Source organism: Colwellia sp. MB02u-10, from assembly GCF_014077185.1.
In the GTDB taxonomy this organism is placed as follows: Bacteria; Pseudomonadota; Gammaproteobacteria; order Enterobacterales; family Alteromonadaceae; genus Cognaticolwellia.
In genome coordinates this window covers 37,540-63,873 of the sequence record NZ_JACGVK010000131.1, presented here as the reverse complement: position 1 = coordinate 63,873, position 26,334 = coordinate 37,540, and the positions used below count along the sequence as shown (strand labels likewise).

Genomic DNA, 26,334 nt, shown 5'->3' with positions numbered 1-26,334 from the left:
GCAGAGATAATTGTTATCATAAGTGGTGTAGATAATTTATTAAAGGCAATGTCCATGAAAATATATGAAGCAGCAACAGCACCCAATGCAAGGCGTGTAAGAATATTTCTCCATGAGAAAAACATTACAGGCATCGAGTTTGTTCAAATGGACATTTTACGCGGTGATAACTTAACTGAAGCGTTCAAACAGAAAAACCCATTGGCTAAAATACCCATTTTAGAATTAGATGACGGCACAGTGATTAGCGAAAGTGTGGCCATTTGCCGATATTTTGAAGAGATAAATGCAGAACATCCATTAATGGGTTCAAGCCCGCTTGAAAAAGCCATAATAGAGCAATGGCAACGTCGTATGGAATTATCTTTGTTAATGCCAACGGGCATGTGCTTTCAACATACCAGTGGTTACTTTAAAGACCGAATGAACGTGGTTCCCGATTGGGGCAAAGAATGTGGTGAAAATGTGAAAAAGTTTTTGGCATTTTTAGACCAACACTTAGCGTCTTCAGAATACATCGCAGGTGATAGCTTTTCTATTGCCGATATTACAGCGCTCATCTCAATAGACTTTAATCGAGTGAATAACATTCGAATAGCAGATGAACAACAACATCTAAAACGCTGGTACGCTAACGTTTCTTCAAGACCATCAGCAAAAGCTTAGGGTGTTATAAAAATTATAATAGTTATCATAGATGGCTCAGCTAAACTGCATAAATGAACCGCATGAATAAATCCGACAGAATTTTTATTAGCAGTGAGGGATAGCGGGTGGCCATATTAATTCGTTGGTGATGATGTAAAGTTTAGTCATTGAGTCTCTTTACATCGTTTACCGTTAGTATAAAGAAATAGGCTGGCCGGTGAGCAAACTTAAGCTCAAAGTATCTACTCATTGTAATAGTAATACTGACTTTTTAGTCGATTTTAGCTAAGTTTAGGTTAATAAAGTTGAAGTATGTCTGTTTAGACTTCATAATTTTCATAGTCATAATTTCTGTTACAAATGGCTAGGAATCGGGCAAGATAAAATCAACAGTAAATTGATTGATACTCAGTGTAAATAAATAGGACAAACTAAAGTGATATTAAAAAAAATGTGTTTTCTGTTTTTTAGTTTAATAGTGTTAAGCCTACCAAGCTGCGCGGTAGTGACTACCGCTGTTGGTGTAACAACCACTGTCGTTGGCGGCGCTATTGATGTTGTTGATGCTGTAACACCAGATATTATTGACGATGACGACTGAAGTTAGGCGATAAAGTTGATTTTAATATTTTACTCGAAAGTTTTACTCGAAAAATTTCACCTGAAAAATTTTATTTGGTAGCTATAACCAGTGTTTAGTATTAGGGCTTTGGTTCTATTATTGCAACATTGGTGATTCTGGCTGGTTACAAAAAAGTAAGTCCCAACAGGAAAAAGCAGGGCATTTTTTATGATGTTAATTCTGTTGAGTGCAATTTCATGGGTATTAGGTATGTTTGGTCTATTCATGTATTTAAGCATTCATGCATTTAAGTCGGGTAGAAGCATGTCGGTGAATAGTCCAAGACAAGCTAAATTTAATGAGTTAGCACTAATTTACCGAGACTGCTTAATAAAATGTATAAAAGTGAATAAAGTCTGAAGATATATCTTGATGAGCTGTGCTATGATTTTAGGCTCAATAATCTTGGTGCTATTAGCATTATCAATAAAGAAAGAGTTCATGTTTCAACCAGTTAGTGTTTACATCGGCTTAAGGTATAGTCGCAGTAGTAATGGCAAAGGTTTTGTCTCCTTTATCACATTTTTCTCTATTATCGGTATTGTGCTCGGTGTTGCCTCTTTAATTACCGTTGTGTCCGTCATGGATGGTTTAGAGCGAGAGCAAAAGCGTCGGGTACTAGGCTTAGTACCGCATGTATTAATGTCCCCCCAACAAACTCATATCAATAATTGGCGCGATTTACAGCGCGATATTCTCGCCTTGCCTGACGTTAGCCAAGTCACGCCGTTTCAGCAAAGTGAAGCGTTAATTCAGTCTAAAACAGCACTGCAAGGGGTTTTAGTGCATGGCATTATGCCTGAATTCGAACAACACAATATTATCAATAGTGCCATGGAATATGGCCAATTAGCCAGTTTAGACACCACGCCGTTTAGCCTGGTTTTAGGTCAAACCTTAGCGCAAAAATTAAAGGTTAGCTTAGGCGATGTTGTACGTTTAACCTTACCAAACAAAACCTTATTTACCCCCATGGGACGCGTGCCAGTGCAGCGTACATTTACTATTGTGGGCATTTTTAATGTTGGCTCTCAAGTTGATGAAACTATGGTCTTTATTGCCATTAAAGATGGCGCGAAACTGCATCGAAAAAAAGGTGATGGCGTTAATCAATTAAGGTTGTATCTAGATGATGCCTTTAAAGCCCCGCAGGTCATTGTACAGTTATCGTTAAAGTATCCAGATTTTAACTTTGTCAGCTGGCAAGAGAGTCAGGGGGCCTTGTTTGCGGCGGTCAGCATGGAAAAAAATATGATGTGGCTCATGCTGAGTTTAATTGTTGCGGTTGCAGCTTTTAATATTGTCTCAGCGTTAGTGATGGTGGTTATTGATAAGCAAGGTGAAATTAGTATCTTACAAACCCTGGGTTTAGACCGAAGTGGTATTGTGAAAATTTTTATTACGCAAGGCTTAACCAATGGTATTTTGGGCGTTATTTTGGGCGTTACACTTGGGGTAATATTAACGCTGAATTTAAATCATTTGTTTAGCTTACTCGGGGTTAATTTATTAGGCGCAGGGCAAAAATTACCTATTGCACTTGATGTGGTCAATATTTTAGTGATTGTTGCTTCTGCACTAACCATGAGCTTTTTAGCGACCCTTTACCCGGCCTATCGTGCTGCGCAAACTCAGCCAGCAGAGGTACTCAGAAATGAGTAGCCCAATACTTAATGACATGAACAATAAAATGAAGAGCAAAATGGACAGTGATTTGGAACATAATATCAACCATAGTAGCGATGAAAGTGGCGATAAAAGTGCGGTAACACCTAGGCTTGCTTTAGGCTTAGAATGTCGCCAGCTAAGTAAATCTTATCAACAAGGCCCAGTGACCACAGCCGTATTATCCAAGCTTGATTTGGCCATTGAAGCCGGAGAGTTAGTGGCTATTGTTGGCCGTTCGGGCTGCGGAAAAAGTACCTTTTTGCACTTAGCTGGCGCGTTAGACACGCCAAGTGCAGGCGAGGTGTTTATTAATGGGGTTAATATTCATCAATTGTCTGAAAAGCAACGGGCAAAATTTCGTAATCAACATATTGGTTTTATTTATCAGTTTCATCATTTAATGATGGAATTTACGGCTGAAGAAAATGTCGCCATGCCTTTGTTGATACGTGGTGATAAGCCCAAAGCTGCCATGGCTCAGGCTAAAGCTATGCTTGAACAAGTGGGGTTAACTCATCGCAGCCATCATCGACCTTCTGAGCTTTCGGGTGGTGAGCGTCAACGTGTTGCCATTGCTCGCGCATTAGTGACCAAGCCGTCACTTGTCTTAGCCGATGAGCCAACGGGTAATTTAGATTTTGATACCGCGGAACAAATTTTTCAGTTGTTGCAGGAGTTAAACCGGACCGTAAATACCAGCTTTGTCATTGTTACCCATGATTTAACCTTGGCGGCAAAAATGGATCGTCAACTGCTTTTAGATCACGGACACCTAAAGCCGCTTGACGTTAACAGCGATAGTCGTATGAAAAAAAATGAGGACGCTTAGGTGCTAAAACCGTTAAGTGTTTTTATTGGTTTACGTTATGTGCGTAGCCGTCATAGCAAAGGGTTTTCGTCATTTATATCCGCGTCCTCAACTATTGGTATTGCCATTGGTGTGATGGTGCTGATTGTTGTGCTTTCAGCCATGAATGGTTTTGAACGGGCGTTGGCGACACATTTATTGTCAATTGTACCTCATGCTGAAGTGGTCGCGGTGAACTCACCTATTACGCAATGGCCAAAAAGCGTTGCGCGTATTGAACAAAACCCCCATGTTATTACCGCGGCTCCATTTGTTAAAACCCAGGGTATGATGCAAAAGTCTGCAGCACTTAAAGGTGTTGAAATACGCGGTGTAGACGTGATGTTAGAGCCGCAGGTTTCCGCTATTTCGCGTTATATGATCGCGGGCAAGTGGCAAGACCTAATACTTGAAAATGGCGTTATTATTGGCGCTGGCATTGCTCGTAAGCTTTCGGTGCAAGTGGGCGACAAGGTTCAGTTATTACTACCCCCAGCTAATTTGAACAACCAAAAAAACAGTAAATCACAGCAGTTTCCTGTGCCCATGACGCAACAGGCTATTATTGTTGGGGTGTTCAAATTTGGTGGCACGATAGATGACACACAGGTTTTTATTAACTTAGCGAAAGCGAGTGAATTACTGGGTTATCAAGCCGATGAAGTGCAGGGCATTCGCTTAAAGGTTGACGATGTTTTTGCCGCGCCACAAATTGTTCGTGAGGTGGCTTATGATTTTGATTTTTATGTTTACATGCTGGACTGGACACGCAGCCATGGTCATTTATTTAATGATATTCAGTTGGTACGTTTAGTGATGTTTATTGTTTTAGTGCTGGTGATTGCCGTGGCCAGTTTTAACATAGTGTCGACCTTAATTATGGCGGTAAATGAGAAGAAGTCAGACATTGCCATATTAAAAACCATGGGGGCAAAGTCGAGCACTATTATGGCCAGCTTTATGTTTCAAGGATTAATGAATGGCATTGTCGGTTGCTTACTGGGTGCCAGCTTAGGGATTTTAATCTCGTTGAATTTAACTGATATTATCCGTGCTATAGAAACGGCCTTATCGGTAGAGTTTTTATCTTCAGAGGTATATTTTATTGATTTTTTACCAACCTTATTGCGCCAACAAGATGTTATTAACACCGTTGTTACAGCCTTAATGATGAGTTTGTTAGCGACCATTTACCCGGCTTGGCGTGCAACCAAAGTAGATCCGGCGCAAGTGTTAGGGCAAGCGTAAACGTTAAGTTAAATATAAAGTAACAAGATAAAAAATCAGACGTTACGTCTGATTTTTTTTATGATGAAGGGGTAGCTTGGCCTCTTCGTGCTTTGCGTTTTTTCCACTCTTTTGCTACTGAAAAGCGCCAGATAATATTTATAGTGAAATAACCTAAGAGAGCAAAAACAGCCGCAAGTACACCACAGCCGACAATAAAGGCGGGCCCAATAGTTGAAACACTATCAATTAGCCACTGCCAATTTGCTTCAAAAGCGAAGTTTCTTGTTGGTACATCGACAACCCAGGTGCCAACAACATAACAAAAATAAAAAATTGCCGGCATAGTCAAAGGGTTAGTGATCCAAACAAGGGTAATAGATAAAGGTAGATTTGCATGTACTATAATGGCAAAGCCTGCCGCTAAAACCATTTGAAATGGCACGGGCATAAAGGCAAAAAATAAGCCGACAGCAAATGCTTTACTTACCGAACGGCGGTTCAAGTGCCACAAATTAGCGTTATGTAGTAAAGCACCAAACATTTTTAAATGTTTGTTATCTTTTATTTTTTGGTGATCAGGCATAAAGCGTTGAATTATTTTTTTTGGCATAAATTACTTTACTTAACGTTACTTGGCTAAATGGAAACTAATCACTATGGAATGGTGGCTACTCACATTTTTTTTCAGCGCTATTTTGTCATTATTTATACCTATAGTGCCAGAGTTTTCTTTACTGCTCATTATATTGTTGGTTTCATTAATATTTATCTTTATAGGTAAATTTCGCTTTATGGCTATTGCGGTATTTGCCATTGTTTGGATTTTAATTGCTGGCAGTCAATATCAAGATACCTTAGCGCAAAATAACATCAAGCTTGAGCAGTTGCATAAAAAAGTTCATCTAATTCAAGGTGAAGTGAGTAATATTGTTCATATAAAATCTGGTAGTAGCCGCTTTAACTTTCTAGTTAGCCATTGGCAAGGTCGAAAGATTAATAAAAAATTTAAGGTGCGCTTAACTTGGAAGACGCCAGACAAGCCTCTGCTGCAGGGACAAAAGTGGCAATTAGCGGTAAAACTTAAACCTGCGCATGGCTTGGCTAATATCGGTGGCTTTAATTACCAAGTCTGGCTGCGGCAGCAACAAATAGTCGCCACTGGCTATGTTAAGACTAAAGCTAAAACCAAAAAACAGACTAAAACTAAAACTAAAAATAAAAATATTTTATTGCATCAGCAAACTAGCTGGCGTCAATATTTGTATCAAAAATTATCCGTTGTACTAACTGATAAACCGCTTGGTGCGCTAATTTTAGCCTTGGGTTTTGGTGAGCGGGGAGAGTTAACGCGCGAGCATTGGCGAGTGCTTTCTGCAACGGCAACTCAGCACCTTATTGCGATTTCTGGCTTGCATATCGGCATAGTAGCTTTTGCAAGCTTGATTTTTATACGCACTGTTATTCGTTTATTGCCCTTGAGTTCTCTGTTGTCGACGCCTTGGCAACTGAAACTGATGCAAATAAACTTAAGCTATGCTCCGATTCTGTGTAGTGGTGTTATGGCATGGTATTACGCCTATCTGGCGGGGTTTTCTATTCCTACCTTACGTGCTTTGGTGATGTTGTTATTGTTTTGGTCACTTAAAATTATGCACATAAAGGTGACACTGTTACCTTGGTTATTGCTGGCTGTTTTCATTATTTTACTGGTTTGGCCGCTTAGCTTGCTCAGTGCGAGTTTTTGGTTGTCAATATCAGCACTCGTCATTATTTTTTCGACATTTTCACGTTTTTCCATGCGCACGATAGCACCAGTGCTAACTAGAGATAAAATATCATTATTAACGCTTGAACCCTTGCCTGAAACTAGGCTTAAAAAGCAATGGCATAGCGTTAAAATGCCGGTGTTACTTTGGCTTAAAACCTTACTTGTTATGCAACTATCACTGACGGTAGCTATGTTACCCATAGCCGCATCACTAAACTATCAACTACCATTAGCCGCTTTTTTTGCCAATATTGTCGCTGTACCTTTGATGAGTGTGACGGTTATTCCTTTAACGCTGTTGGCGGTTATTGCTTTGCCATTTAGTCTTTGGTTAGCACATTTTTTTACTGATTTAGCTTTACTGAGTTTGTCATATGTTTGGCAATGGCTGCTTTATTTGGCTAGCGCAGAGTGGGCAGTTTTTGCTATTTCATATCAGCAAATACAAGCCATGATGGTATTTTTTGTCATTATTGCACTGGCGGTATTTTTTCGACTCACTAAGGCTAAGTTTATTGCCGCGCTGAGTTTATTGATAACGGCGGTTGGTATCGATTTTTTTAGTGCTGAACAGCAGCAAGAGTGGCGTTTGTCAGTGCTTGATGTGGGTCATGGTCTTGCCGTTGTTATTGAAAAAAATCATCATGTTTTTCTCTACGATACCGGCGCCAGTTATCCCAGTGGCTTTAATATGGCTGATGCGGCAATATTACCCTATTTAAAGCATCAAGGTTATCAAGCGATTGATGGGGTGATTATCAGCCATAACGATAATGATCATGCCGGAGGCTTACGTCACTTACGCGCTAAAATGGCTATTAAGCGTGTTATTGCTAACGATTTAGCGTTAAAACCTGACCACCATTGTATCTCGGGACAGCGCTTTACTTGGCAAGGCTTGGTTTTTGAAGTGCTGTCGCCAATGCAAGCTGATGGTGATAAAAATGATGACTCGTGCGTAGTAACTATCAGCGACGGTTTTCATCGTGTGTTATTACCGGGTGATATTTCGATAAAACAAGAAAAACGGCTATTAAATATTGCGGGCATGGCTAATAAACTCAGCAGTGACATTTTGATTGCCCCGCACCATGGCTCTAAATCATCGTCTAGTCGTAGTTTTTTAACGGCGGTTATGCCGCGTTATGTAGTATTTAGTACCGGTTATTTAAACCGTTGGCAGATGCCATCAGATGAAATACTGGGCCGATATAATAGTTTTGATATTACGACTTTTAATACGGTCGATGAAGGGATGGTGACCTTTAAGTTTAGTCAAACCACGGCTGGTGCAAATATTGAGCTTAGTGCTAATGATAATAAAGGCAATATTGTAGATAATGTTATTGATGCTAGCGTTGAAGTGATAAGTTACCGAGACGATATTCGGCCTTATTGGTTTGTAAATTGATCGCTTTATTCAGCTATTTTTACGCTAATGACTGGATTTATATCGCCGATAAAAGTTTATCAGTTGGTTGATGGGCAAAATAACGCTAAAATACCGACGATTTACTAATAAGACAAAATAAACAGAATAAAACAATCCCGCAGGGATAAGATTTTTTGATAACGCATGAGAGCATGAATGTCGACAAAACTATCAGAACCGACTACAGAAAATACCACAAAACAAAATTTTAAGCGTTTATTGGCTTATGCTAAAGCCTATAAAGCCGCCGCCGTTGTTTCTATTTTAGGCATGTTAGGTTATGCCGCCATTGACAGCTTTGTATTTTCTCAACTGCAACCACTCATCGACAAAGGCCTTGATGGGCAAGATCCCGCATTTATGAAATGGGCGCCATTTGTTATTGTGCTGATGTTTATTCTGCGCGGAATTTGCCACTTTGCGGGTAACTACACCTTAGCTTGGTTAGGTAATAATGTGGTGGCCAATATTCGTCAGGAGTTGTTTGAACATGTTATGTCTATGCCCGTGGCTTATCACGATAAAGAATCTACCGGCAGTTTGATCTCAAAATTAACGTTTGATACCGAGCAAGTGTTAAGTGCTGTTTCTAAAGCGTTATTGACTTTAGTGCAGCAAGGCGCCTTTGTGCTGGGCTTGCTGATTGTTATGTTCTATAACAGTTGGCAGTTAGCGTCGATATTTTTACTGATCACCCCGGTTATTGCGGGCATAGTTACCGTGGTTTCAGGCCGTTTTCGTCAAATAAGTAAAGGTATTCAAAATGCCATGGGCGAGGTAACAACGGCGGCAGAGCAAACCTTTAATGGTCATAAAGTGGTGTTAACCTTTGATGGTCAACAACGAGAGTTTGACCGTTTTGCCAAAATTAATAAACATAATCGCCAACAACGGATGAAAATGGTGGCGACACAAGCGGCCAGTGTCCCTATTATTCAAATTATTGCTTCCTTTGCCTTAGCGTTTGTTTTATATGTTGCCAACCTTGATTCGATGCGAGCAGACATATCAGCCGGAGTTTTTATGACGGTATTAATGTGTATGGTAACCCTGCTTAGACCTTTAAAACTGCTGACAACGGTCAATAGTGAATTTCAAAAAGGCATGGCGGCCTGTGTCAGTATTTTCGCAGTACTTGATCAAGAAAAAGAACACGACACGGGTACTATCGCAATAGCACGTGCAAAAGGCACTTTAGCGTTTGAACACGTTAATTTTCTTTATAATAAAGACAAAGAAAAACAGGCACTAACCGACTTAAGCTTTACCGCTAATGTCGGTGAAACGGTGGCTTTAGTGGGTCGCTCTGGAAGTGGTAAATCTACCGCGAGCGCCTTATTATTAAGATTTTACACCGCGACAACCGGTAAGGTGTTAATCGATGGTGAAGACATTAAAGATTACAAACTGAAAGACTTACGCAAGCAATTTGCCTATGTTTCTCAACAAGTGGTGTTGTTCAACGATTCAATCGCTAATAATATTGCTTATGGCAAACCCCATGCGACACGCGAAGAAGTTGAAGACGCGGCACGTAAAGCTCATGTGATGGAGTTTGTCGAAGACTTACCTGAAGGACTAGATACTAATATTGGCGACAATGGTGCGATGTTATCGGGTGGTCAACGCCAACGTGTAGCCATTGCGCGAGCATTATTATGTGATGCCCCTTTCTTAATTTTAGATGAAGCTACCAGTGCTTTAGACACTGAATCTGAACGTCATATTCAAGACGCGTTAAGCGCATTGCAAAAAAACCGCACTTGTATCGTTATTGCTCATCGTTTATCAACCATAGAAAGTGCGGATAAAATTATTGTTATGGAACAAGGACAAATAAAAGAGCAAGGCGATCATCAAGCTTTATTAGCGAAAGACGGCGCTTATGCTCAGTTACATAAATTTCAATTTGGTGCCTAGTTCACTATGTATTTAATCCATTATTTTGGCTATAGATTATGCGCCTGATTGAAAAAGTTTGGTTTCAGGGGCATCCAGCAAAATGGCTAATGGTGCCGCTTTTGCTGCCATTGAGCTTTATTTTTGCGCTAGTGAGTTTTTTTCGCCGTTTAGCTTATCAGGTCGGGCTATGTAAACAGGTTAAAATGTCAGTGCCTGTGGTTGTCGTGGGTAATATCGGTATTGGTGGTAATGGCAAAACACCGGTCAGCTTATATTTAGTTGAAAAACTTACCGAGCAAGGTATAAAAGTGGGCGTGGTAAGTCGCGGCTATGGCTCAAAAGCGCCTTATTATCCGTATCAAGTTAGCGATGAAAGCAGCGCTGAGCAAGCAGGAGATGAGCCGTTATTAATCTTTCAACGCAGCGGCGTTCCTGTGGTTATTGGCGCCAATAGAATTCAAGCTTGCCAGTGCTTAATTGAGCAAGGCTGTGAATTGATTATTGCCGATGATGGACTACAACATTATCGTTTGGCGCGAGATTACGAGTTTGTGGTAGTTGATGGTAAACGTTTATTTGGTAACGGTTTATTATTACCAGCAGGACCATTGCGCGAGACAAAACGCAGAATAAAACGTGCCGATTGTGTTATTGTTAATGGCATGAGTTCATGGCAAAAACAAGCGGGTAATCTAGCGTTACCGGTATTAACCATGCAGTTACAGGCAAAGTATGTCATCAATATTAAAACCGGTAAGCGTGTTGAAATCGATACTTTTTTAGCGCAAAACCTTGCTAGCGATAAACCTATTAATGCGCTAGCAGGTATTGGCGACCCTAAACGCTTTTTTAACACCCTTGAGCAATTAGGTTTTACGTTAGCCATGACTAAAGGCTTTATTGATCATCAAGCCTTTTCAGCGCATGATTTACAGCAGTTCTCTAGTGATATACCGTTATTAATGACTGAAAAAGATGCCGTTAAATGTACTGACTTTGCCCAAGAACATTACTGGTATTTACCGGTTGATGCCGTATTTGCAACCAACAATGATAGTGCCGCTATGGCGAGCGAAATCGCTAACATTGCTGCACTTGCTAGCAAGCCGCATGAGTTAACAACTAAAGCTGGAAGAGCTAACAGAACTGACAGCGTTAACAAGAACTGACATGATTTTAACGCTTGATGCACATTGAGCAAGTTTACATTTAAGAGAGAAAATAATGGCGTTTGATATTAAATTAATGGAAATCCTTGCATGCCCAGTATGCAAAGGAAAATTAGACTACAACAAAGAGCAGCAAGAGTTGATTTGTAAATTCGACCGTTTGGCTTATGCGATAGAAAAAGACATTCCTGTGTTACTTGAAAGTGAAGCGCGTCGCATTACTGAAGATAATGCATAAGGTTACCGCCGAGAGTAGTATGAGTTATAGCATGATTGGAATAATCAGATTAATGAGGTTTTTATGTCGTTTGTGGTAGTGATCCCTGCACGGTTTGAGTCATCACGTTTACCCGGTAAAGTTCTCGCTGATATTGCCGGTAAACCTATGGTCCAATGGGTTGTTGAAAGAGCCTTAGCTAGTGGCGCTGAGCAAGTTATTGTGGCGACCGACAGTGACGAAGTTGCTCGTGTGGTAAAAAGTTTTGGTGGTGAAGTATGTAAAACTCGTGCTGATCATCAATCAGGCACTGAACGCCTTGCTGAAGTAATGCAAAGCTATCAGTTTGCTGATGAGCAAGTTATTGTGAATGTTCAAGGGGATGAACCTTTTATTCCAGTTGAAAATATTGCGCAAGTGGCAGGTAATTTATCTAGCCAGAGCCAAGCGCGCATGGCGACATTAGCGATGAAAATTGACGATGTTGCTGAAGCATTAAACCCTAATGCGGTGAAAGTGTTATGTGATAAAAATGGCTATGCGCTATATTTTAGTCGCGCGACTATCCCTTACGATCGAGAGCGTTTTCTTAACAATGACAACATTGATGCTATTGGCGACTTTTATCTGCGCCACATTGGTATTTACGCTTACCGAGCCGGATTTATTAAAGACTACGTGCAGTGGCCAACCAGCCAGTTAGAGCAAGTAGAGTCATTAGAGCAATTGCGAGTACTTTGGCAAGGCGAGAAAATTCATGTCGCTGTTGCGAAAGCACGCTTAGCGGTTGAAGGGGTTGATACGCCTGAAGATCTAGAAAAAGCCCGAGTTTATGCAAAGTCTTTATAAAGTAACTTGAGCTAACAACCTGTTTTATATAACAAAAAAGAGGCTTGGCGGCCTCTTTTTTATTGATTTTTTTACTTTACTTTTCTTTGCTTAGTTATGTTGTTCGAGAGTTGAGCTGATTTAACCACTCAAACCTTTGAACGTAATCATAGCTTTGGTATCACATAACGTTAGTTTATCTAGGTAAATATTTGATGGCACTCACCAAGAAAAAAGCTCGCTGGTTAATGGCAAGAAAAGGCTTTTTAGACATGTTACCGCTTAATTTAGCTGTTTTGCCATGGGGTATACTCTGTGGTTCTTTAGCCGTTCAACGTGACTTTTCTGCGCTTGAAGCTATTTTAATGCCGCTTATCGTATTTGCCGGCTCTGCTCAGCTTGTTGCGATTGAATTAATTGCTAACAATGCATCACTGGCGACGATCTTATTTACCACTTTTATTATTAGCTCGCGGCATTTTCTATATGGCTTAGCATTACGAGATAAGTTAAAAGTTTTACCAACCAAGTGGCGTTATTCTTTAGGTTTTTTGTTAACCGATGAGTTATTTGCTTTATCGAGTCATAACAAGTCCTTTGTTGGGCAGTTAAGATTAGTTTATGCGGTTGTCGCTGGCGGCAGTTTTTATGTTTTTTGGTTGTTATGGAATGTGGCAGGCGTTATCGCCGGCAGTTATTTACCCGACTTAACCCATTTAGGCTTAGACTTTGCGATTGCTGTCACCTTTATTGCCTTAGTGATTCCCACCATTATTAACTTACCTATTTTAGTGACTGTGCTTGTTGCTGCGCTATTATCCGTAGTGTTTAAACTCATGCAGTTCGAATTAGATTTGGTCGCAGCCGCTTTGATTGCAATGTACTCAGGTTATTTGACTGACCGTTTTTTGCATAAAAAAAATGATGTTAATAATGCAGACAATGATAAAATATCCCCGTCAGTTAAGGACAGCAAGTGACATTACTTACCATTCTACTGATGGCGGTCATTACCTTTAGCACGCGCTATTTATTTATCCACCCGCGCTTGCCTGTGCGCTTAGGGGCAAAAATGGCTAAGCTATTAAGTTTTAGCGCACCAGCAGTGTTAACGGCTATTTGGGTACCCATTATTTTTATTCAACAAGGCCAGTTGAGTATTTCGCTGCATAATCCCTATTTAATTGCCGCGACGTTGGCGATAGTTGCGGCGGCAAAAAGTAAAAGTATTTATTTGACCATGTTTGTTGGGCTTATTACTTTTGTTTTGAGTCGGTATATTTTATCTCTGTAATATATTACCGCTGTAATCGCTTAACCTTGTAATTTATTGCGTGTCTTGAACCTAGTTGTATTCTGCAGGTAAGTTTTTTTTAGGCTGTTTATAGCTGAAAAAGTGCCGTTTATCGAATAAAGCTTGTCAGCTGATATTGGTAGCTTTTATGATGGGGTATGCCTTTTATCTGAGATTAAATTATAAATATTGCTATGAATTTAACAAAATCAATAACCACCCTCGCCATTGTCAGTGCGCTGACGTTTTCACAAAGCACTTTTGTCCAAGCGGCAGACGCCAAAGCTAAGCCGGAATCACCGTCTAGCTGGTTAAACTTAACCGCGCAAGAGCTAAAAGCAGTAGAGCGTTATGCGATTGAATATAAAGATTATATTTATAAAGTACCCACGGAATTAACCTTTGTTACTGAAACAATTAAACGCGTTGAAAAACAAGGTTTCACCAAGCTAACCGAGCAAAGTGAATTAAAGCCAGGCGCGCGCTTTTATGATGTCAATCGTGACCGTACTATTGCCTTGATGGTGATTGGAAAAAAACCGTTAGAGCAAGGTACGCGTATTGTTGGCGCCCATATTGACTCTCCGCGACTTGAGCTTAAAGGACGGCCATTATTTGAAAAAGAAAATTTTGCCATGTTTCAAACTTACATTCACGGCGGTATTAAAACCTATCAATGGGTCAATATTCCGCTGGCTTTAGTCGGTAGGGTTGATAAAAAAGATGGTACTAGGGTTAATATTTCAGTTGGCTTTGATGACAATGATCCTATTTTTTTGGTGACAGATCTTGCTCCTCATGTTGACTCACCCAACCGTAAGCGCACCAGTCGAGATGTTATCGGTAAAGAAGAACTCGATATTATTATTGCGGCTAAGCCTGAATTAGATAAAAAGATTAAAGATCAGGTCAGCAGTTATTTAAAGTCAACTTATGATATTTCAGTTGAAGACTTAGTTTCTGCTGAACTTGCTTTAGTGCCAGCCACTAAACCGCGCGATGTCGGTTTTGACCGTAGTATGATCGCCGCGTATGGCCAAGATGATAAAGCTTCATCAATAGCAGCTGTTAAAGCATTAACCGAGCAAAAAACACCTGAATATACCGCTATTGCTTATCTAGTGGATAACGAGGAAGTGGGTAACATCAATAACACTGGGGCGAGTTCTACTTACTTAGTCGATTTAATCAGTAGCTTACTCTATAACCAAAAAGGTGATAGCTATAATGACTATCAATTGCGTCAAGTGTTACGTAATACCAAAGTTATTTCTGCGGACGTAAACCCAGGGGTAAACCCAACATGGTCAAATGTCTGGGAACTAGGTAATGCACCTCGCTTGGGTAACGGCGTTAATTTAAAGCTCTATGGTGGTGGTTTTAATGCTAATTCTGAATACATGGCGTGGACGCGAAATTATTTAGATAATGCCGATATTAAATGGCAAACCTCGACCTATAAAGGTAAGGCGTCAGGAGGCACTATTGGTAGTGACTTATCTAAGGATAATATGGAAGTGATTGATTTTGGTATTCCCATTTTATCAATACATTCGCCTTATGCAGTCGGCTCAAAAGTTGATTTGTATTCATTGTACAAAGCAATGTCAGCGTTTTACCAAGAAAAATAGCCTCGAGTTAGTGCTTATTTTAAAAGATTAAAGCTTGTTTTTATAACCTTGAGCTAAAAAGAGTAAGCCGTATTGAATAGATACGGCTTTTTTATATTGATCATTATAACGGTAACTGCTGTTTTGCAGAGACGGGGTTAGCATACATAGTTAATAACCAGTGTTGCTGTTCTGTCGTGAGGTTTTCCATACGCTTATTCAATTTTTCAAGCACTGTGCTGTCAGTATCTTGGTGATTAAGTTTTGCGTATGCAACTAAGTTACTGTCGTATAATTTATAGTTGCTGATGATTTCTTTATCAATGGCTGCGGCAATGGCTTTGCTATTGGCAAAGTCTCCCTGTATTGGCTGACAAAACTGGAGATGAACTTGACCTTTTTGCCCGACTAATCCTTGTGTGATACTTTTTAAGTCTTCATCTTCGTGTTTTTGATAGCTACCGGTCGCTTCTTTTTCAGCAAGCTCTATTGCCTTGTCGATATCACAAGGGTCAAATTCATAGGAAATTGATACCGGTACTATGTTAAGTTCTGCTAAGTAATCAGCCATAGGCATTTGCTTATCTTTATTGAGTAATAGCATAGATATTAAGGCTGAATTGGTTTTGTCTACACCATCTTTGGCACGACCTTCGCGTTGTGCGATCCAAATGTTTTGCTTTCGGTTCGCTACCGTATCATGAATGTAGGCAGACAATTGCTTTGATGCATTGAGCATAGCGCGTTTGTTTTCTTCGTTACGTTTAACAATAAAACTCTTGTTAATACGCATTAAATCAGCGACCCAAGGCTGATGTAGCAAATTATCACCCACCGCGGCTTCCACGGTATTGATACCACTTTTATGTAGCGCTAAGTTTACTAAGGCAACGTCTAAAACAATATCACGATGATTACTGATAAAGAGGGCTGGCTTGGTGGTATCAAAGTTTTCTATGCCGCTATAGTTAAAACCGGCGGTACTGTTTTTGATCAAATGATGTAAATATTTAGCCACTTCAATTTGGATTTGCTCGATATTATGAAATTTTTTCACCCGAAATTTCAATGACCATTTTACAATTTTGCAGGCAAGTTGCGGCAGGGCTTGATATAAGCGTGGCATTTTTAAACTAGCAATCGAAGCTTGTAAGCCTTGTTGGTTAATTAATTTTTTGATTACTGCAACTACCTCATCATCACGATAAGGACGTATATCATCAAACATTCAAAAATCTCTTATATGGTCGAAAATAAATAATAAATGAGTGGGGATTATAACCGAATCATCTTGAAAAATGCGCTTTTTGTTTAATAGTTTAGTTGCTGAGTTTTGTTGATTTAATGTCGGTAAATTATATTAAATTGTATGGAGGACAAAGCAACCATTATTTAAACCGCATTATGCACTGACACGCTTAAAGTATAGCGAACTTAAACGCGGCTTCAGTTTAACTAACCTAATTTCTTAGGTTAGCTAAAACAGCAATAAAACTTCAGGCTATATATGGTGATAGAAGCAGCTGATTGAATTAGGGCTCATTCGTGATAGTGAGAGTAAGGCAGAGATTTTTTGTGTTATTTAATCAAGAGTCATTTATTAAAAGCACTGTCGACGAGGTTATGGCGTCGAATCTATACAAATAGTAATTAGCTAGGTTAATAATCAATTGACACTTGAACACCGACACCTTATAGCTAATACAGAAAATAAAACAACCAAAGCTCTAGTGTGGTGTTGTTTTATTTGTATTATAAAAACAAGTAGTTATGTTTATTTATGCCAAAAGTTATGTTGTTTTACCTTAATGAGATATAAAGATTATAAAATGTCATAGCAAGCTATCTTTAACTCAAAAAATTATCTTTAGTAAAAATAATTGTAAAATTTTCAGTAATTGACTTGCGTTTTTAACTTTTAGGCCCAAGTATTATTAGTGAGTAGATAATAAAAAGGAACACCTATGAAAATAAATCTTTCAGGTCACCATGTTGACGTTTCAGATTCAATTAAAGAACATATTAATGAAAAGTTTTCAAAAATATCGACACACTTCCCAACCTTAATTTCACTCGATGTTATTTTATCGCACGAACATAACAAACATAATGTAGAACTTCGCACAACATATGAAGGAGGTCGAATTTCGGCATCAGCAAATGACGGCGTTATGTACCCAGCTATTGCAACAGCAGCTAAAAAATTGGATGCAGCTTTAAAACACCGAAAAGGCTTATTAAAAGCTAATTTGCATAGTAAACCTGAAGCAACAGCACCCGAAATTGCCCATGAAAAAGTTCAAGAAATGAACCTCAGTTAATAAGGTGTCAATTTAATCATCTTATCGTTAAGGAGGCTGTAGCCTCCTTTTTTAATGCTTGCGCTAGCTGGTTCAACGGGAATAAGCAGACATTTAGTTTGGCATCCCACAGAAATACACTTAAAATAGCGACTTTATAACCGGCTATTAGAGGCTATATGCAAAAAGTTTTTAACTATGTTGTCATGGCAGAATGGGGCGTTGAGGGTAATGTTATTCGCTCTCAAGACAGCGATAGCGAAAGGGTTAATAAACGATGCACCTCATCGCTAATTTTCCAAGGTAAATCATGCTAGAAATATCAAGTGCAGTAATCATTGCCGACTGGGAGATTGAACTTACCGGCATAAGGGCAACTGGGAACGGAGGCCAAAGAGTCAATAAGGTCGAAACAGCGATACACTTGCGTTTCGATATTAAGCGTTCAACATTACCTGCCATATACAAAGCCAGACTGCTGAAACTATCAGATAGTCGCATATCAAGTGATGGCATTATCATTATTAAAGCGCAATCATTTAGAACACAACCAATGAATAAAGACGATGCGTTAAAACGTCTGAAAGAGCTGATTTTATCTGCCATGGTGGTGAAAAAAACTAGACGGCCCACTAAACCAACAAAAAGCTCAAAGCTCAGACGATTAGATGCAAAGAAAAAAACGGGTTCTAATAAAGTGTTGCGTGGAAAAGTAGACCATCAGTAACTTCCTGTGAATTTTTTTACAGGGAGGAGACAATGAGAACAGAATGAGGGGGATTTAGGGGAGTTTAAAGACAAGCCTTTAGCTGTCAGCTGTCAGTAAATTAAAATAAGTTTGAAGCGTGGTTTTGCCGTGCTTCTCCTCCTGTAGTTCTCCTGTTTTTCTCCCTGTGAATTATTTTTTGTTTTTTACAGTGAGGAGACAATGAGAACGGAATGAGGGGGATTTAGGGGCGTTTAAAGACAAGCCTTTAGCTGTCAGCTGTCAGTAAATTAAAATAAGTTTGAAGCGCGGTTTTGCCGTGCTTCTCCTCCTGTAGTTCTCCTGCTTTTCTCCCTGTGATTTTTTGTTTTTTATAGGGAGAAAACAATGAGAAAGAAAGATAATGAGTAGGGTTTGCCATCTTAACGCTAATTAAAAATCACCACGAGTGCTGTCATGAGTTCAAAGACGCGATAAAATTTAGTTAAATAAAGTTATTGAGAATTAAAGGATTAACTAGGTATGTAGTATGTACCTGTTAATTTTTAATGCCATTGCCCTACTACTGCTGTGATTATTTAACGCGTCTTCTTAAGGCGATTAAACCGGTGAAAAGTAAGCTAATCCAAGCAATAGAGCCTCCGCCGCTACTTGAATTTGTTGGTGCAGGTGCTGTAACAGTTAATGAGGTGTTTTTAACTGCGGCTAAGCTATCAGCACTATTAACGTTTGCATCAAATATGATCACACTTTCGATGGTCACGAAATTTTCGACACCCGGAACAAAGTTGTTTGCACAGTTATCAGCACTATAGTCTGGCATTGGGATCGAGTTACACCTAGATATACCAGCAATAACATCAATGTTTTCCATACCGGCAATGACTTCACCGAAAACAGTAAAACCACCATTTTGCGTATCTAATGCTGCAGAGCCGGCACTATTATTAGATAAATTTACAAACCATTGACTAGTCGCGCTATTTTCGTTGCCTGACACTTTGGCCATGGCAATAGTGCCACGAACATTTGAATAAAGGGGCTCGTTCTTAATCGCACTATCTGTAGCAATCGGACTCAATGGCAGGGTGCCAGTGAACTCAAAACCGCCAGCTTGCATAACAAATCCAGGCTCAACACGATGCACAACCGTGTTGTTGTAGTCACCATCATTGACATACTTTAGGAAGTTAGCCACTGTTTCTGGCGTTGTTTCATCGTGCAGGTTAACTTTAAAACTACTTTTAGAGCTTCCTTGTGAAGTGGTAAATTCCACTATGGTGGCAGAGGTTGAAGCACTAGCAATGATCAGCGATGCGATTGCTATTTTTGATAGGTTTGAAAACGACATAGATTAACTACTTACTGCTTAACATGTTACAAAGTGTAGCGATAATAATAGGCTTTAAAGAAAACAACAAGATAAAGCAGCGTGTCGTCTATGTTGACACACTGTTTAGTGAATTTAAGCTGTTATGTAGTTAGGGTAAAAATAGGCTGAGTAGTGTTTTTCTTATTTCTCAGCATTTATGATTAGACTCGTCATTGTTGGTACTAAGGCCAGTACTAAGCTAACGGAATTAAGCTCACGGAATTAATCTGATAGTACTAAATGACCTTAAAAAAGCGTTCATTGCGTGGCATTAAATAATTTTTGTAATTTAATGAAAAAACCACCATATTTGAACGGCCAATAATTTCATTACGTGGCACTAAACCTATAACACGAGAGTCTGCGCTGTTATCACGATTGTCGCCCATAACAAGGTAATAGTCTTTAGGGATAGTTATCGTTTGAAAACTTTCTAACGGATAATTTTTAGAATGCCCAGGCTTAAGCTGAGTGCGTATTAGGTGACTATTACCTCCAATATATTCTTCACTTAAGGTAAAATCACGTTTTTTGGCTATTAGTCTGTATTGAGCTGATTTTTGATTAATGACCAGTTGATTGTTATGCAGCGCTACCCTGTCGCCTGGAATGCCAATAATACGTTTTACAAGACGTTTATCAGCGACATCAGACTCAAAAATGACAATATCATTGCGTAATGGCTCGGCTAACGTTATTAGCGAATATTGGCTAAAGGGTAGTCTTAAGTCATAGGCCATTTTGTTAATTAAAATGCGATCACCTTCGACAATGGTCGGTTTCATTGAACCTGTTGGCACATCATTCCAGTCAGCAACCGCACTGCGAAAAACTAGCATTAAACTGACAAACAATAATAAAGATTTATTTTCTTTCCAGAGGTGAGAAATACTTTTTTTCATGATCTTTCCTTAGAATTAATAGCTGGTTAGTATGTGGCAGTTAGCTTATTCCTAGGCCTCAAAATCAGGCATAAAAATAACGATTTATCTTTCGACTAAATCGTTATTTTAAAGTTCCTGAGTAAAGCTAGGTATAAGCTTTATAAAATGTAATTCTTTATGTCTATTTACTTTAGCTTGGGTTTTATCAGCTAATCGTCACTATAACCCCAAGGTGCATCAGGTGGAGTTATCGGTGCGCTTAGGTCAAAATCAACACGAAACTCACGACCCTGACGAATTAACCTGTAGCTGAATTTTTCAGGGTAGATAAACATTTGCCAAGTATTACCGACTGACTGTGGGATACCTGTTTTGACAAATAACTGCTTTGAATATTCATCAGCGGGGAACGACTGCACTTGTGACCAACCAGCGTCTACTGTTTGGCCACCATACATAGTGCTTTCGTCATAACTACCATCTTGGTGACGGTGATCATGTTTTAATGATAAACCCGAACCTGTTTTAGTGATAATCCAAGTACGTGAGGCATCTTCACCCACGTGGAAAGGAATTTCTAACTTTTCGTCTGAGCAATTTCTGACATGCATAATAAGATCTTTGTTGGCAAAGCCATCGCCGCTAGCATTATCTATTGTTACCTGACCTTGAAAAGCTTTGCCACAATGAGCTTTAATACTATTAAAAAAGTTATCATGTGTTTCGATAGAAACCAAGGGGGCTTCAAGCGCTGCGGCTGAATGGGCAAAGTAAAAAAGACTGCTAGAAAGTATTATTTTTACAATATTTATTTTTGCTTTCATTAAATACACCTAAATTGACTGAGTTTTAAATATTAACATCTGATGCTATCAGATAAATGGCGAATAGGTAGCTGTAAAAGTGCCGTAATACAAAAACTAAGGCACTCATATGGTAAAGGAAGGGTGAAAAATTTGCTTGTAGTCTTATCGCTTGCAGCGCAAAATTGTCTCAATAAGTGTGTGAAATGTTGAGTGCTGTATAAATGAAGTTAAAAACTGAAAATGTTGTTATTGGACTAACAGACCCTAAAAGTCCGTCAAATGTTGGTGCTGTGATGCGTGCCGCAGGTTGTTATCAAGCTAATGAAGTGCGTTATACCGGTGTACGATATGCAAAGGCTGCAAAGTTTCATACAGATACAAAAGATGCATCACGCAAAATCCCTTTGAATGCGGTTGAATCTTTAATTGATAATTTAACGCCAGAACAACGTATCGTTTGTGTTGATTTAGTTGAAGGCGCGATAGCATTACCTGAATTTGAGCACCCAGAAAATGCGCTTTATATTTTTGGCCCAGAAGATGGCACGATAGCGCAAGAGGTTATTAATAGCGCCTATGCAGTAGTATATGTACCAACAATCGGGTGCATGAACTTAGCCGCAAGTGTTAATGTTTTGCTTTACGACCGATTAGCAAAATCAAAACACATGCTGGCGGGTGATGACTTAATTAAAAGCAGCCGAGACACCAATAACACAGTAAAAGTGCCAGTTAATTGATGCTGCAGACAGAAAAAAGTTTAGTTTCTATATCACCAACTATTGTTTAATCATCGAATAAAAGTGTTTTTTATGAGTTTTTATAAATTAAATGATTTTTTATCTAAAAGAGGTTGACTCTTGTTGGGAAACAGTTAGAATACGCACAGCTAGAAAGTAAGACCTATATTTATGTACAAAGTTTCGAAGTTATATTAGTAAGTAGCTCGTCCTGTTTAATAATTAATAGCAACACTTCCTGCAACACCGCCTTATTTTAAGGCATCAATTACGAATAAATAGGATAATACAATGTCTAATACAACTACTGGTACAGTAAAATGGTTTAACGAGTCTAAAGGCTTTGGTTTCATCGAGCAAGAGTCTGGTCCAGACGTTTTCGCACATTTTTCTGCAATCTCTGGCGACGGTTTTAAAACTCTTGCTGAAGGCCAAAAAGTACAGTTTACTGTTACTCAAGGTCAGAAAGGTCCTCAAGCTGAGAACATCGTAGCACTTTAATTAATACTCTTTAGCTGGCTACGCTAGCTGAAATATTAATAGTGTTGAAAAAGGGGAGACATATGTCTGCCCTTTTTTGTGCCTGTAAGTAAATTTATGTCAGTAATAAAACAATATAAACAACTTGTTGAGCATGAAACACTTAACCTCGATGCTGAACAATACAAAGCCGCCCTTGCTTTGGATAAACTTTCACAAAAATTAATATCTGCCCAGGCTCAAACACCACTACTTGCCGTCATAAAAAACTTATTTACCAAGCATGAACCCATTCAGGGGATTTATTTTCATGGCCGAGTTGGTCGTGGAAAAACTATGTTGATGGACTTATTTTATCAACAACTTAATTTAACACGCAAAAGACGTATTCACTTTCATCATTTTATGGAAAGTGTGCACCAGCTGTTGAATGATTTTAGTGGTAAAGACAATCCGCTGGCATTGATTGCAAAAACTTGGTCTGAAGAAGTCGATGTGCTTTGTTTTGATGAGTTCTTTGTTAATGATATTGCTGATGCCATGCTATTGGCGGGCTTACTAGAAGCTATGCTATCGCAGGGTATTATCCTAGTGGCAACGTCAAATTGCCCACCCGATCAGTTATACAAAAATGGCCTGCAACGCGCTAGATTTCTACCGACTATTGATATTATTCACCAGTATTGCCAGGTTATCTCTATTGATGGACCAAAAGATCATCGAATGTTAGACACTAATATAGCCACACTTAATTATCGAGACTTTTATATTGGCACTGAAACTGAGAGTAATTTCTTAACTCATCACTTTGCAGCACTCGCTAAAAGCAATATTCGCTATAATGACAGTATTATTATTCATAGCAGGGCAGTTAAGTTTTTAGCTTGTACTGCAGATATCATTTGGTTTGATTTTATGGCACTTTGCTCAACCCCAAGAAGCCAAAGAGATTATATTAAGTTAGCCGATAACTATGACACCGTGCTGATCAGTAATGTGCCACAATTTAATGGTGCATTAATTCCTGCCGTTTTCTCCGGTGTTGAAGACGGTTACCAACGAAGTGGTGTGCTGATGGGGCAACTCAGAGGTCTAGATGACGAAGCGCGACGTTTTATCGCACTAGTCGATGAGTTCTACGACAGAGGTGTGCGCTTAATTATTGCCGCTGAGGTCGATATTGCTGAACTTTATCAGGGTACTCAACTTAACTTTGAATTTGCCCGCTGTAGATCAAGACTGTTTGAAATGCAGCGTCTAAGTTACGCCTAGACTGATTTTTATGGTGATTTTAAAGCCTGTTAAATTAACCAAAAAATTATTTTTTTCACTAAATTATAGTTCATTATCTTTTTTTAAAAATAAAGAGTTTCTTCTTATCGCTTGATATTAAACAAGTTTTAATGTTGGCATCAGTCTTGTAAACAATAGTGTTAACAAGTGGTTTTCTGACACGACTATCGCTCTATAAACTTAATTTGTAAAGGAAGATTAATATGAAAACATTGATTGCTACCGCTCTCATTATGGCAAGCTCAGCAAGTTATGGACACGATAATTCTTTTTCTAGTGAATCATGTAATCTTGACTTAAATGGTGGCATTAATATCAATGCTCAAGAAATTACTTTTTCTAAAGATAAATCGCCACTGTATAGCATCACTGAAAACGACACTTTGCTGATAAACGGCGAAAAAATTGCTTTAACAGCTCACCAAGAGTCTTTATTAAGCGATTATTCAACTCATATACGCAATCTTGTACCAGAAGTGAGAAGCATCGCCTTAGATGCTATTGATTTAGCCATTGATGGCGTTAATCTAGCCTTTAACGAATTGTTAGGTGAAGGAAACCAGGCTAGCGCTGAGTTAACTAGCCAATTAACCATCATTCGTGGTGAAGTTGATGCTGAATTTACTCAACAGGGAAATTTCTATATTGACGAAGAGGGCTTCTCCGGAAAAGATTTTTTTGATGAAAATTTTGAGCAAAGAATTGAATCAGCCGTAGAAAGTACGATTAAAAACGCTTTAGGCAGTTTAATGATTGCGGTTGGCCAAGAAATACTATTTGCAGGTGGCGATATGAAGGCTTTTGAAAGCAAGATGGAAAATTTTGGCGAGCTAATAGAGCATGAAATGAAAACGCGTAGTGCAGGGCTAGAAAAACGCGCTGAAGCTTTATGTCGATCTATTATAGTGATAGATAAAATGGAAGAGCAATTGAAAGAAAGTATCAACGAAATTGCTGACTTTGATTTGATCACCGCTAGCGCAAAACACAGCATAGAGAATGCTAAACTCATGTAGCCTCTAAAATTAGTAAACTTGAGGATATAAAGCGCTACTCAATTTGAACAGCGCTTTTTTATTGCCAATATCCTGCATGCACGTTAAAGTAGCGGCCTAAATAGTCCTGATATATCCTTTATGCACGCTGTACAGCAACTTCATCAATATCGTAAAAGCCTAAGTACCACCACCTATAAATCACGAGGCCAGCGAGTTATTCGTTGTGACTTATGTCGATTAGCAAAACCATTTTGTATTTGTGACTTGTCGCCTAAGGTAATTTCTCAGGCTGGATTTTTGTTGTTGATGTATGACACTGAGGTTTTAAAACCGAGTAATACCGGTAAGTTAATTGCTGATTTGATCCCCGACAGCTTTGCATTTCTTTGGTCAAGAACCCAAGTAAACCCAGAGATTATTACCTTGTTAAACGATCCTATGTGGCAACCCATGATCGTTTTTCCTAAAGCATATGTCGGCGAAGATCGTGAAATTTTTGATAATAAAATCACGGTTAGATCCGGTAAAAGGCCCTTATTTATTATGCTAGATGGCTGTTGGCGAGAAGCTAAAAAAATGTTTCGCCGCAGTCCTTATTTGCAACATCTACCGGTAGTGTCATTTACACCAAAAACACCTGAAAACTCAACAGAGTTAAGTTCTCGTTATCAAATTCGCTTGGCGGCCAATAATACTGAATTAGCGACCGCTGAAGTTGCTGCCCAGGTTTTGTCTTTAGTCGGGGAGCAAACCAATGCAGATTTACTTGATCTCTGGTTTGATGTTTTTAGTTATCAATACCAGCGCGGTGTTTGCCAAGTTAATAAAGCGAATCCCAATGCGGTCTCAGATTACACCGAATTTGCTCAGCTTAATGGCATCACTTTGGCAAAAGATGTATAACTACTTTTAAAAGCTTAACTTTAAATGCATGAAAACACTGCAGCTAAAGCAAAACTATTTTATAATAATGCACATTATAGTAACGAGGTTAATTTATGAAGATATGTGGTGTTGAGTTAAAAGGTAACGATGCAATTATTTGTATCATGTCGCGGGAAAATGGGTTGTACGACATACCAAATACGCGCGTACAAAAAATTAGTCTTGTTGACGCAGGCGATGCTGAGCAAGTACAAGAGTTTCAGTTTGCTTTTGCCAAACTGATGGAAGACTACAAAGTTGAAAAAGTGGTGATTAAAGGCCGTGGTTTAAAAGGCAAGTTTGCTGGCGGACCGGTTGGTTTTAAATTAGAAGCAGCGATTCAACTTATTAAAGATTTACCGGTTGAAATACTGCCAAGTAGTTTTATCAAAAAGGCACTAACACGTAGCCAAGTGGATATCGATTTTCGTGATACGGGTTTAAAACAGTATCAAGAAGGTGCTTTTGAAACTGTTTTTGGCTTCTTCGAAGGCAGCTTGTATTTGCAATAATACCAAGTGTAATCATGCTTAGTTAGTTGATAAGTTAAGTAAATAAAAAGGGTCGCTAAATAGCGACCCTTTTTTGTTTACTCA

Annotated in this window: 27 protein-coding genes; 22 read left to right on the top strand and 5 right to left on the bottom strand. The window is 39.0% G+C overall.

The window, feature by feature from the left end; all coding sequences use genetic code 11:
• Nucleotides 1-54: 54 nt before the first annotated feature.
• From H4J59_RS13445 to lolE, 5 genes are all read left to right on the top strand, one after another.
• Nucleotides 55-666 (top strand): glutathione S-transferase family protein, encoded by a 612-nt coding sequence (locus H4J59_RS13445; protein WP_182240160.1) that lies wholly within the window; start codon nucleotides 55-57, stop codon nucleotides 664-666.
• A gap of 418 nt (nucleotides 667-1,084) precedes the next feature.
• The gene (locus H4J59_RS13440; RefSeq protein ID WP_182240184.1) at nucleotides 1,085-1,249 is read left to right on the top strand and encodes a hypothetical protein; all 165 of its coding nucleotides are present in this window, start codon (nucleotides 1,085-1,087) and stop codon (nucleotides 1,247-1,249) included.
• 462 nt (nucleotides 1,250-1,711) lie between these two features.
• Nucleotides 1,712-2,932 (top strand): lipoprotein-releasing ABC transporter permease subunit, encoded by a 1,221-nt coding sequence (locus H4J59_RS13435; protein ID WP_182240158.1) that lies wholly within the window; start codon nucleotides 1,712-1,714, stop codon nucleotides 2,930-2,932.
• Nucleotides 2,925-3,767, top strand: a complete 843-nt coding sequence (gene lolD / locus H4J59_RS13430; RefSeq protein WP_259369530.1) for a lipoprotein-releasing ABC transporter ATP-binding protein LolD — start codon at nucleotides 2,925-2,927, stop codon at nucleotides 3,765-3,767. The genes H4J59_RS13435 and lolD overlap by 8 nt, the downstream gene beginning before the upstream one ends.
• Entirely contained in the window at nucleotides 3,768-5,033 is a 1,266-nt protein-coding gene (lolE, locus tag H4J59_RS13425) for a lipoprotein-releasing ABC transporter permease subunit LolE (RefSeq protein WP_182240157.1), read from the top strand.
• A gap of 58 nt (nucleotides 5,034-5,091) precedes the next feature.
• Here the strand turns inward: lolE and H4J59_RS13420 are convergent, their stop codons facing one another.
• Nucleotides 5,092-5,625, bottom strand: a complete 534-nt coding sequence (locus tag H4J59_RS13420) for a DUF2062 domain-containing protein (protein WP_182240156.1) — start codon at nucleotides 5,623-5,625, stop codon at nucleotides 5,092-5,094.
• Nucleotides 5,626-5,671: 46 nt separating this feature from the next.
• On the opposite strand from H4J59_RS13420, the gene H4J59_RS13415 reads away from it, so the two are divergent.
• The 8 genes from H4J59_RS13415 to H4J59_RS13380 all read left to right on the top strand — a co-directional run bounded on the left by H4J59_RS13415 (nucleotide 5,672) and on the right by H4J59_RS13380 (nucleotide 15,256).
• Nucleotides 5,672-8,194 carry a DNA internalization-related competence protein ComEC/Rec2 gene (locus H4J59_RS13415; RefSeq protein ID WP_182240155.1) on the top strand — a complete coding sequence of 841 codons (2,523 nt, stop codon included), beginning with the start codon at nucleotides 5,672-5,674 and terminating at the stop codon, nucleotides 8,192-8,194.
• 177 nt (nucleotides 8,195-8,371) lie between these two features.
• Nucleotides 8,372-10,135 (top strand): lipid A export permease/ATP-binding protein MsbA, encoded by a 1,764-nt coding sequence (gene msbA, locus H4J59_RS13410; protein ID WP_182240154.1) that lies wholly within the window; start codon nucleotides 8,372-8,374, stop codon nucleotides 10,133-10,135.
• Between the two features lie 38 nt (nucleotides 10,136-10,173).
• Nucleotides 10,174-11,286: a tetraacyldisaccharide 4'-kinase gene (lpxK, locus tag H4J59_RS13405; protein ID WP_220469824.1), complete on the top strand. Its 1,113-nt coding sequence runs from the start codon at nucleotides 10,174-10,176 to the stop codon at nucleotides 11,284-11,286.
• Between the two features lie 55 nt (nucleotides 11,287-11,341).
• Nucleotides 11,342-11,524, top strand: coding sequence for a Trm112 family protein (locus H4J59_RS13400; protein ID WP_182135677.1), 183 nt, complete (start codon nucleotides 11,342-11,344; stop codon nucleotides 11,522-11,524).
• A gap of 63 nt (nucleotides 11,525-11,587) precedes the next feature.
• Nucleotides 11,588-12,352, top strand: coding sequence for a 3-deoxy-manno-octulosonate cytidylyltransferase (gene kdsB, locus H4J59_RS13395; protein ID WP_182240153.1), 765 nt, complete (start codon nucleotides 11,588-11,590; stop codon nucleotides 12,350-12,352).
• Nucleotides 12,353-12,546: 194 nt separating this feature from the next.
• Nucleotides 12,547-13,311, top strand: coding sequence for an AzlC family ABC transporter permease (locus H4J59_RS13390; RefSeq protein WP_182240152.1), 765 nt, complete (start codon nucleotides 12,547-12,549; stop codon nucleotides 13,309-13,311).
• Entirely contained in the window at nucleotides 13,308-13,625 is a 318-nt protein-coding gene (locus H4J59_RS13385; protein WP_182135680.1) for an AzlD domain-containing protein, read from the top strand. The genes H4J59_RS13390 and H4J59_RS13385 overlap by 4 nt, the downstream gene beginning before the upstream one ends.
• Nucleotides 13,626-13,819: 194 nt before the next feature.
• The gene (locus tag H4J59_RS13380; RefSeq protein WP_182240151.1) at nucleotides 13,820-15,256 is read left to right on the top strand and encodes an aminopeptidase 1; all 1,437 of its coding nucleotides are present in this window, start codon (nucleotides 13,820-13,822) and stop codon (nucleotides 15,254-15,256) included.
• 103 nt (nucleotides 15,257-15,359) lie between these two features.
• Here H4J59_RS13380 and H4J59_RS13375 read toward each other — a convergent pair whose 3' ends face one another.
• Complete coding sequence (locus tag H4J59_RS13375; protein ID WP_182240150.1) at nucleotides 15,360-16,463, bottom strand: 1-acyl-sn-glycerol-3-phosphate acyltransferase; 1,104 nt, start codon at nucleotides 16,461-16,463, stop codon at nucleotides 15,360-15,362.
• A 736-nt stretch (nucleotides 16,464-17,199) separates the two neighbouring features.
• On the opposite strand from H4J59_RS13375, the gene hpf reads away from it, so the two are divergent.
• The 3 genes from hpf (at nucleotide 17,200) to arfB (ending at nucleotide 18,262) form a co-directional block, all read left to right on the top strand.
• Nucleotides 17,200-17,556 carry a ribosome hibernation-promoting factor, HPF/YfiA family gene (hpf, locus tag H4J59_RS13370; RefSeq protein WP_182190593.1) on the top strand — a complete coding sequence of 119 codons (357 nt, stop codon included), beginning with the start codon at nucleotides 17,200-17,202 and terminating at the stop codon, nucleotides 17,554-17,556.
• Between the two features lie 158 nt (nucleotides 17,557-17,714).
• Entirely contained in the window at nucleotides 17,715-17,852 is a 138-nt protein-coding gene (locus tag H4J59_RS13365; RefSeq protein WP_182240149.1) for a hypothetical protein, read from the top strand.
• Nucleotides 17,846-18,262 (top strand): alternative ribosome rescue aminoacyl-tRNA hydrolase ArfB, encoded by a 417-nt coding sequence (arfB, locus tag H4J59_RS13360; protein WP_182240147.1) that lies wholly within the window; start codon nucleotides 17,846-17,848, stop codon nucleotides 18,260-18,262. Before H4J59_RS13365 ends, arfB begins: the two co-directional genes overlap by 7 nt.
• A 553-nt stretch (nucleotides 18,263-18,815) precedes the next feature.
• Here arfB and H4J59_RS13355 read toward each other — a convergent pair.
• The 3 genes from H4J59_RS13355 to H4J59_RS13345 form a co-directional block, all read right to left on the bottom strand.
• Nucleotides 18,816-19,592: a peptidylprolyl isomerase gene (locus H4J59_RS13355; protein ID WP_182240145.1), complete on the bottom strand. Its 777-nt coding sequence runs from the start codon at nucleotides 19,590-19,592 to the stop codon at nucleotides 18,816-18,818.
• A gap of 257 nt (nucleotides 19,593-19,849) precedes the next feature.
• A complete protein-coding gene (gene lepB / locus H4J59_RS13350; RefSeq protein WP_182240144.1) occupies nucleotides 19,850-20,515 on the bottom strand; it encodes a signal peptidase I in 666 nt (221 codons plus the stop codon).
• A 191-nt stretch (nucleotides 20,516-20,706) separates the two neighbouring features.
• A complete protein-coding gene (locus tag H4J59_RS13345; protein ID WP_182240142.1) occupies nucleotides 20,707-21,321 on the bottom strand; it encodes a hypothetical protein in 615 nt (204 codons plus the stop codon).
• A gap of 203 nt (nucleotides 21,322-21,524) precedes the next feature.
• On the opposite strand from H4J59_RS13345, the gene H4J59_RS13340 reads away from it, so the two are divergent.
• The 6 genes from H4J59_RS13340 (at nucleotide 21,525) to H4J59_RS13315 (ending at nucleotide 26,250) form a co-directional block, all read left to right on the top strand.
• Nucleotides 21,525-22,043, top strand: coding sequence for an RNA methyltransferase (locus H4J59_RS13340; protein WP_182240140.1), 519 nt, complete (start codon nucleotides 21,525-21,527; stop codon nucleotides 22,041-22,043).
• 291 nt (nucleotides 22,044-22,334) lie between these two features.
• Nucleotides 22,335-22,544: a cold-shock protein gene (locus H4J59_RS13335; protein ID WP_077287100.1), complete on the top strand. Its 210-nt coding sequence runs from the start codon at nucleotides 22,335-22,337 to the stop codon at nucleotides 22,542-22,544.
• Nucleotides 22,545-22,640: 96 nt separating this feature from the next.
• Nucleotides 22,641-23,795 (top strand): cell division protein ZapE, encoded by a 1,155-nt coding sequence (gene zapE / locus H4J59_RS13330; RefSeq protein WP_182240138.1) that lies wholly within the window; start codon nucleotides 22,641-22,643, stop codon nucleotides 23,793-23,795.
• Nucleotides 23,796-24,019: 224 nt separating this feature from the next.
• Nucleotides 24,020-24,832 carry a DUF2884 family protein gene (locus tag H4J59_RS13325; protein WP_182240136.1) on the top strand — a complete coding sequence of 271 codons (813 nt, stop codon included), beginning with the start codon at nucleotides 24,020-24,022 and terminating at the stop codon, nucleotides 24,830-24,832.
• A 120-nt stretch (nucleotides 24,833-24,952) separates the two neighbouring features.
• Entirely contained in the window at nucleotides 24,953-25,717 is a 765-nt protein-coding gene (locus H4J59_RS13320; RefSeq protein ID WP_182240134.1) for a tRNA-uridine aminocarboxypropyltransferase, read from the top strand.
• Between the two features lie 95 nt (nucleotides 25,718-25,812).
• Entirely contained in the window at nucleotides 25,813-26,250 is a 438-nt protein-coding gene (locus H4J59_RS13315) for a DUF3010 family protein (protein WP_182190585.1), read from the top strand.
• Nucleotides 26,251-26,334 lie beyond the last annotated feature (84 nt).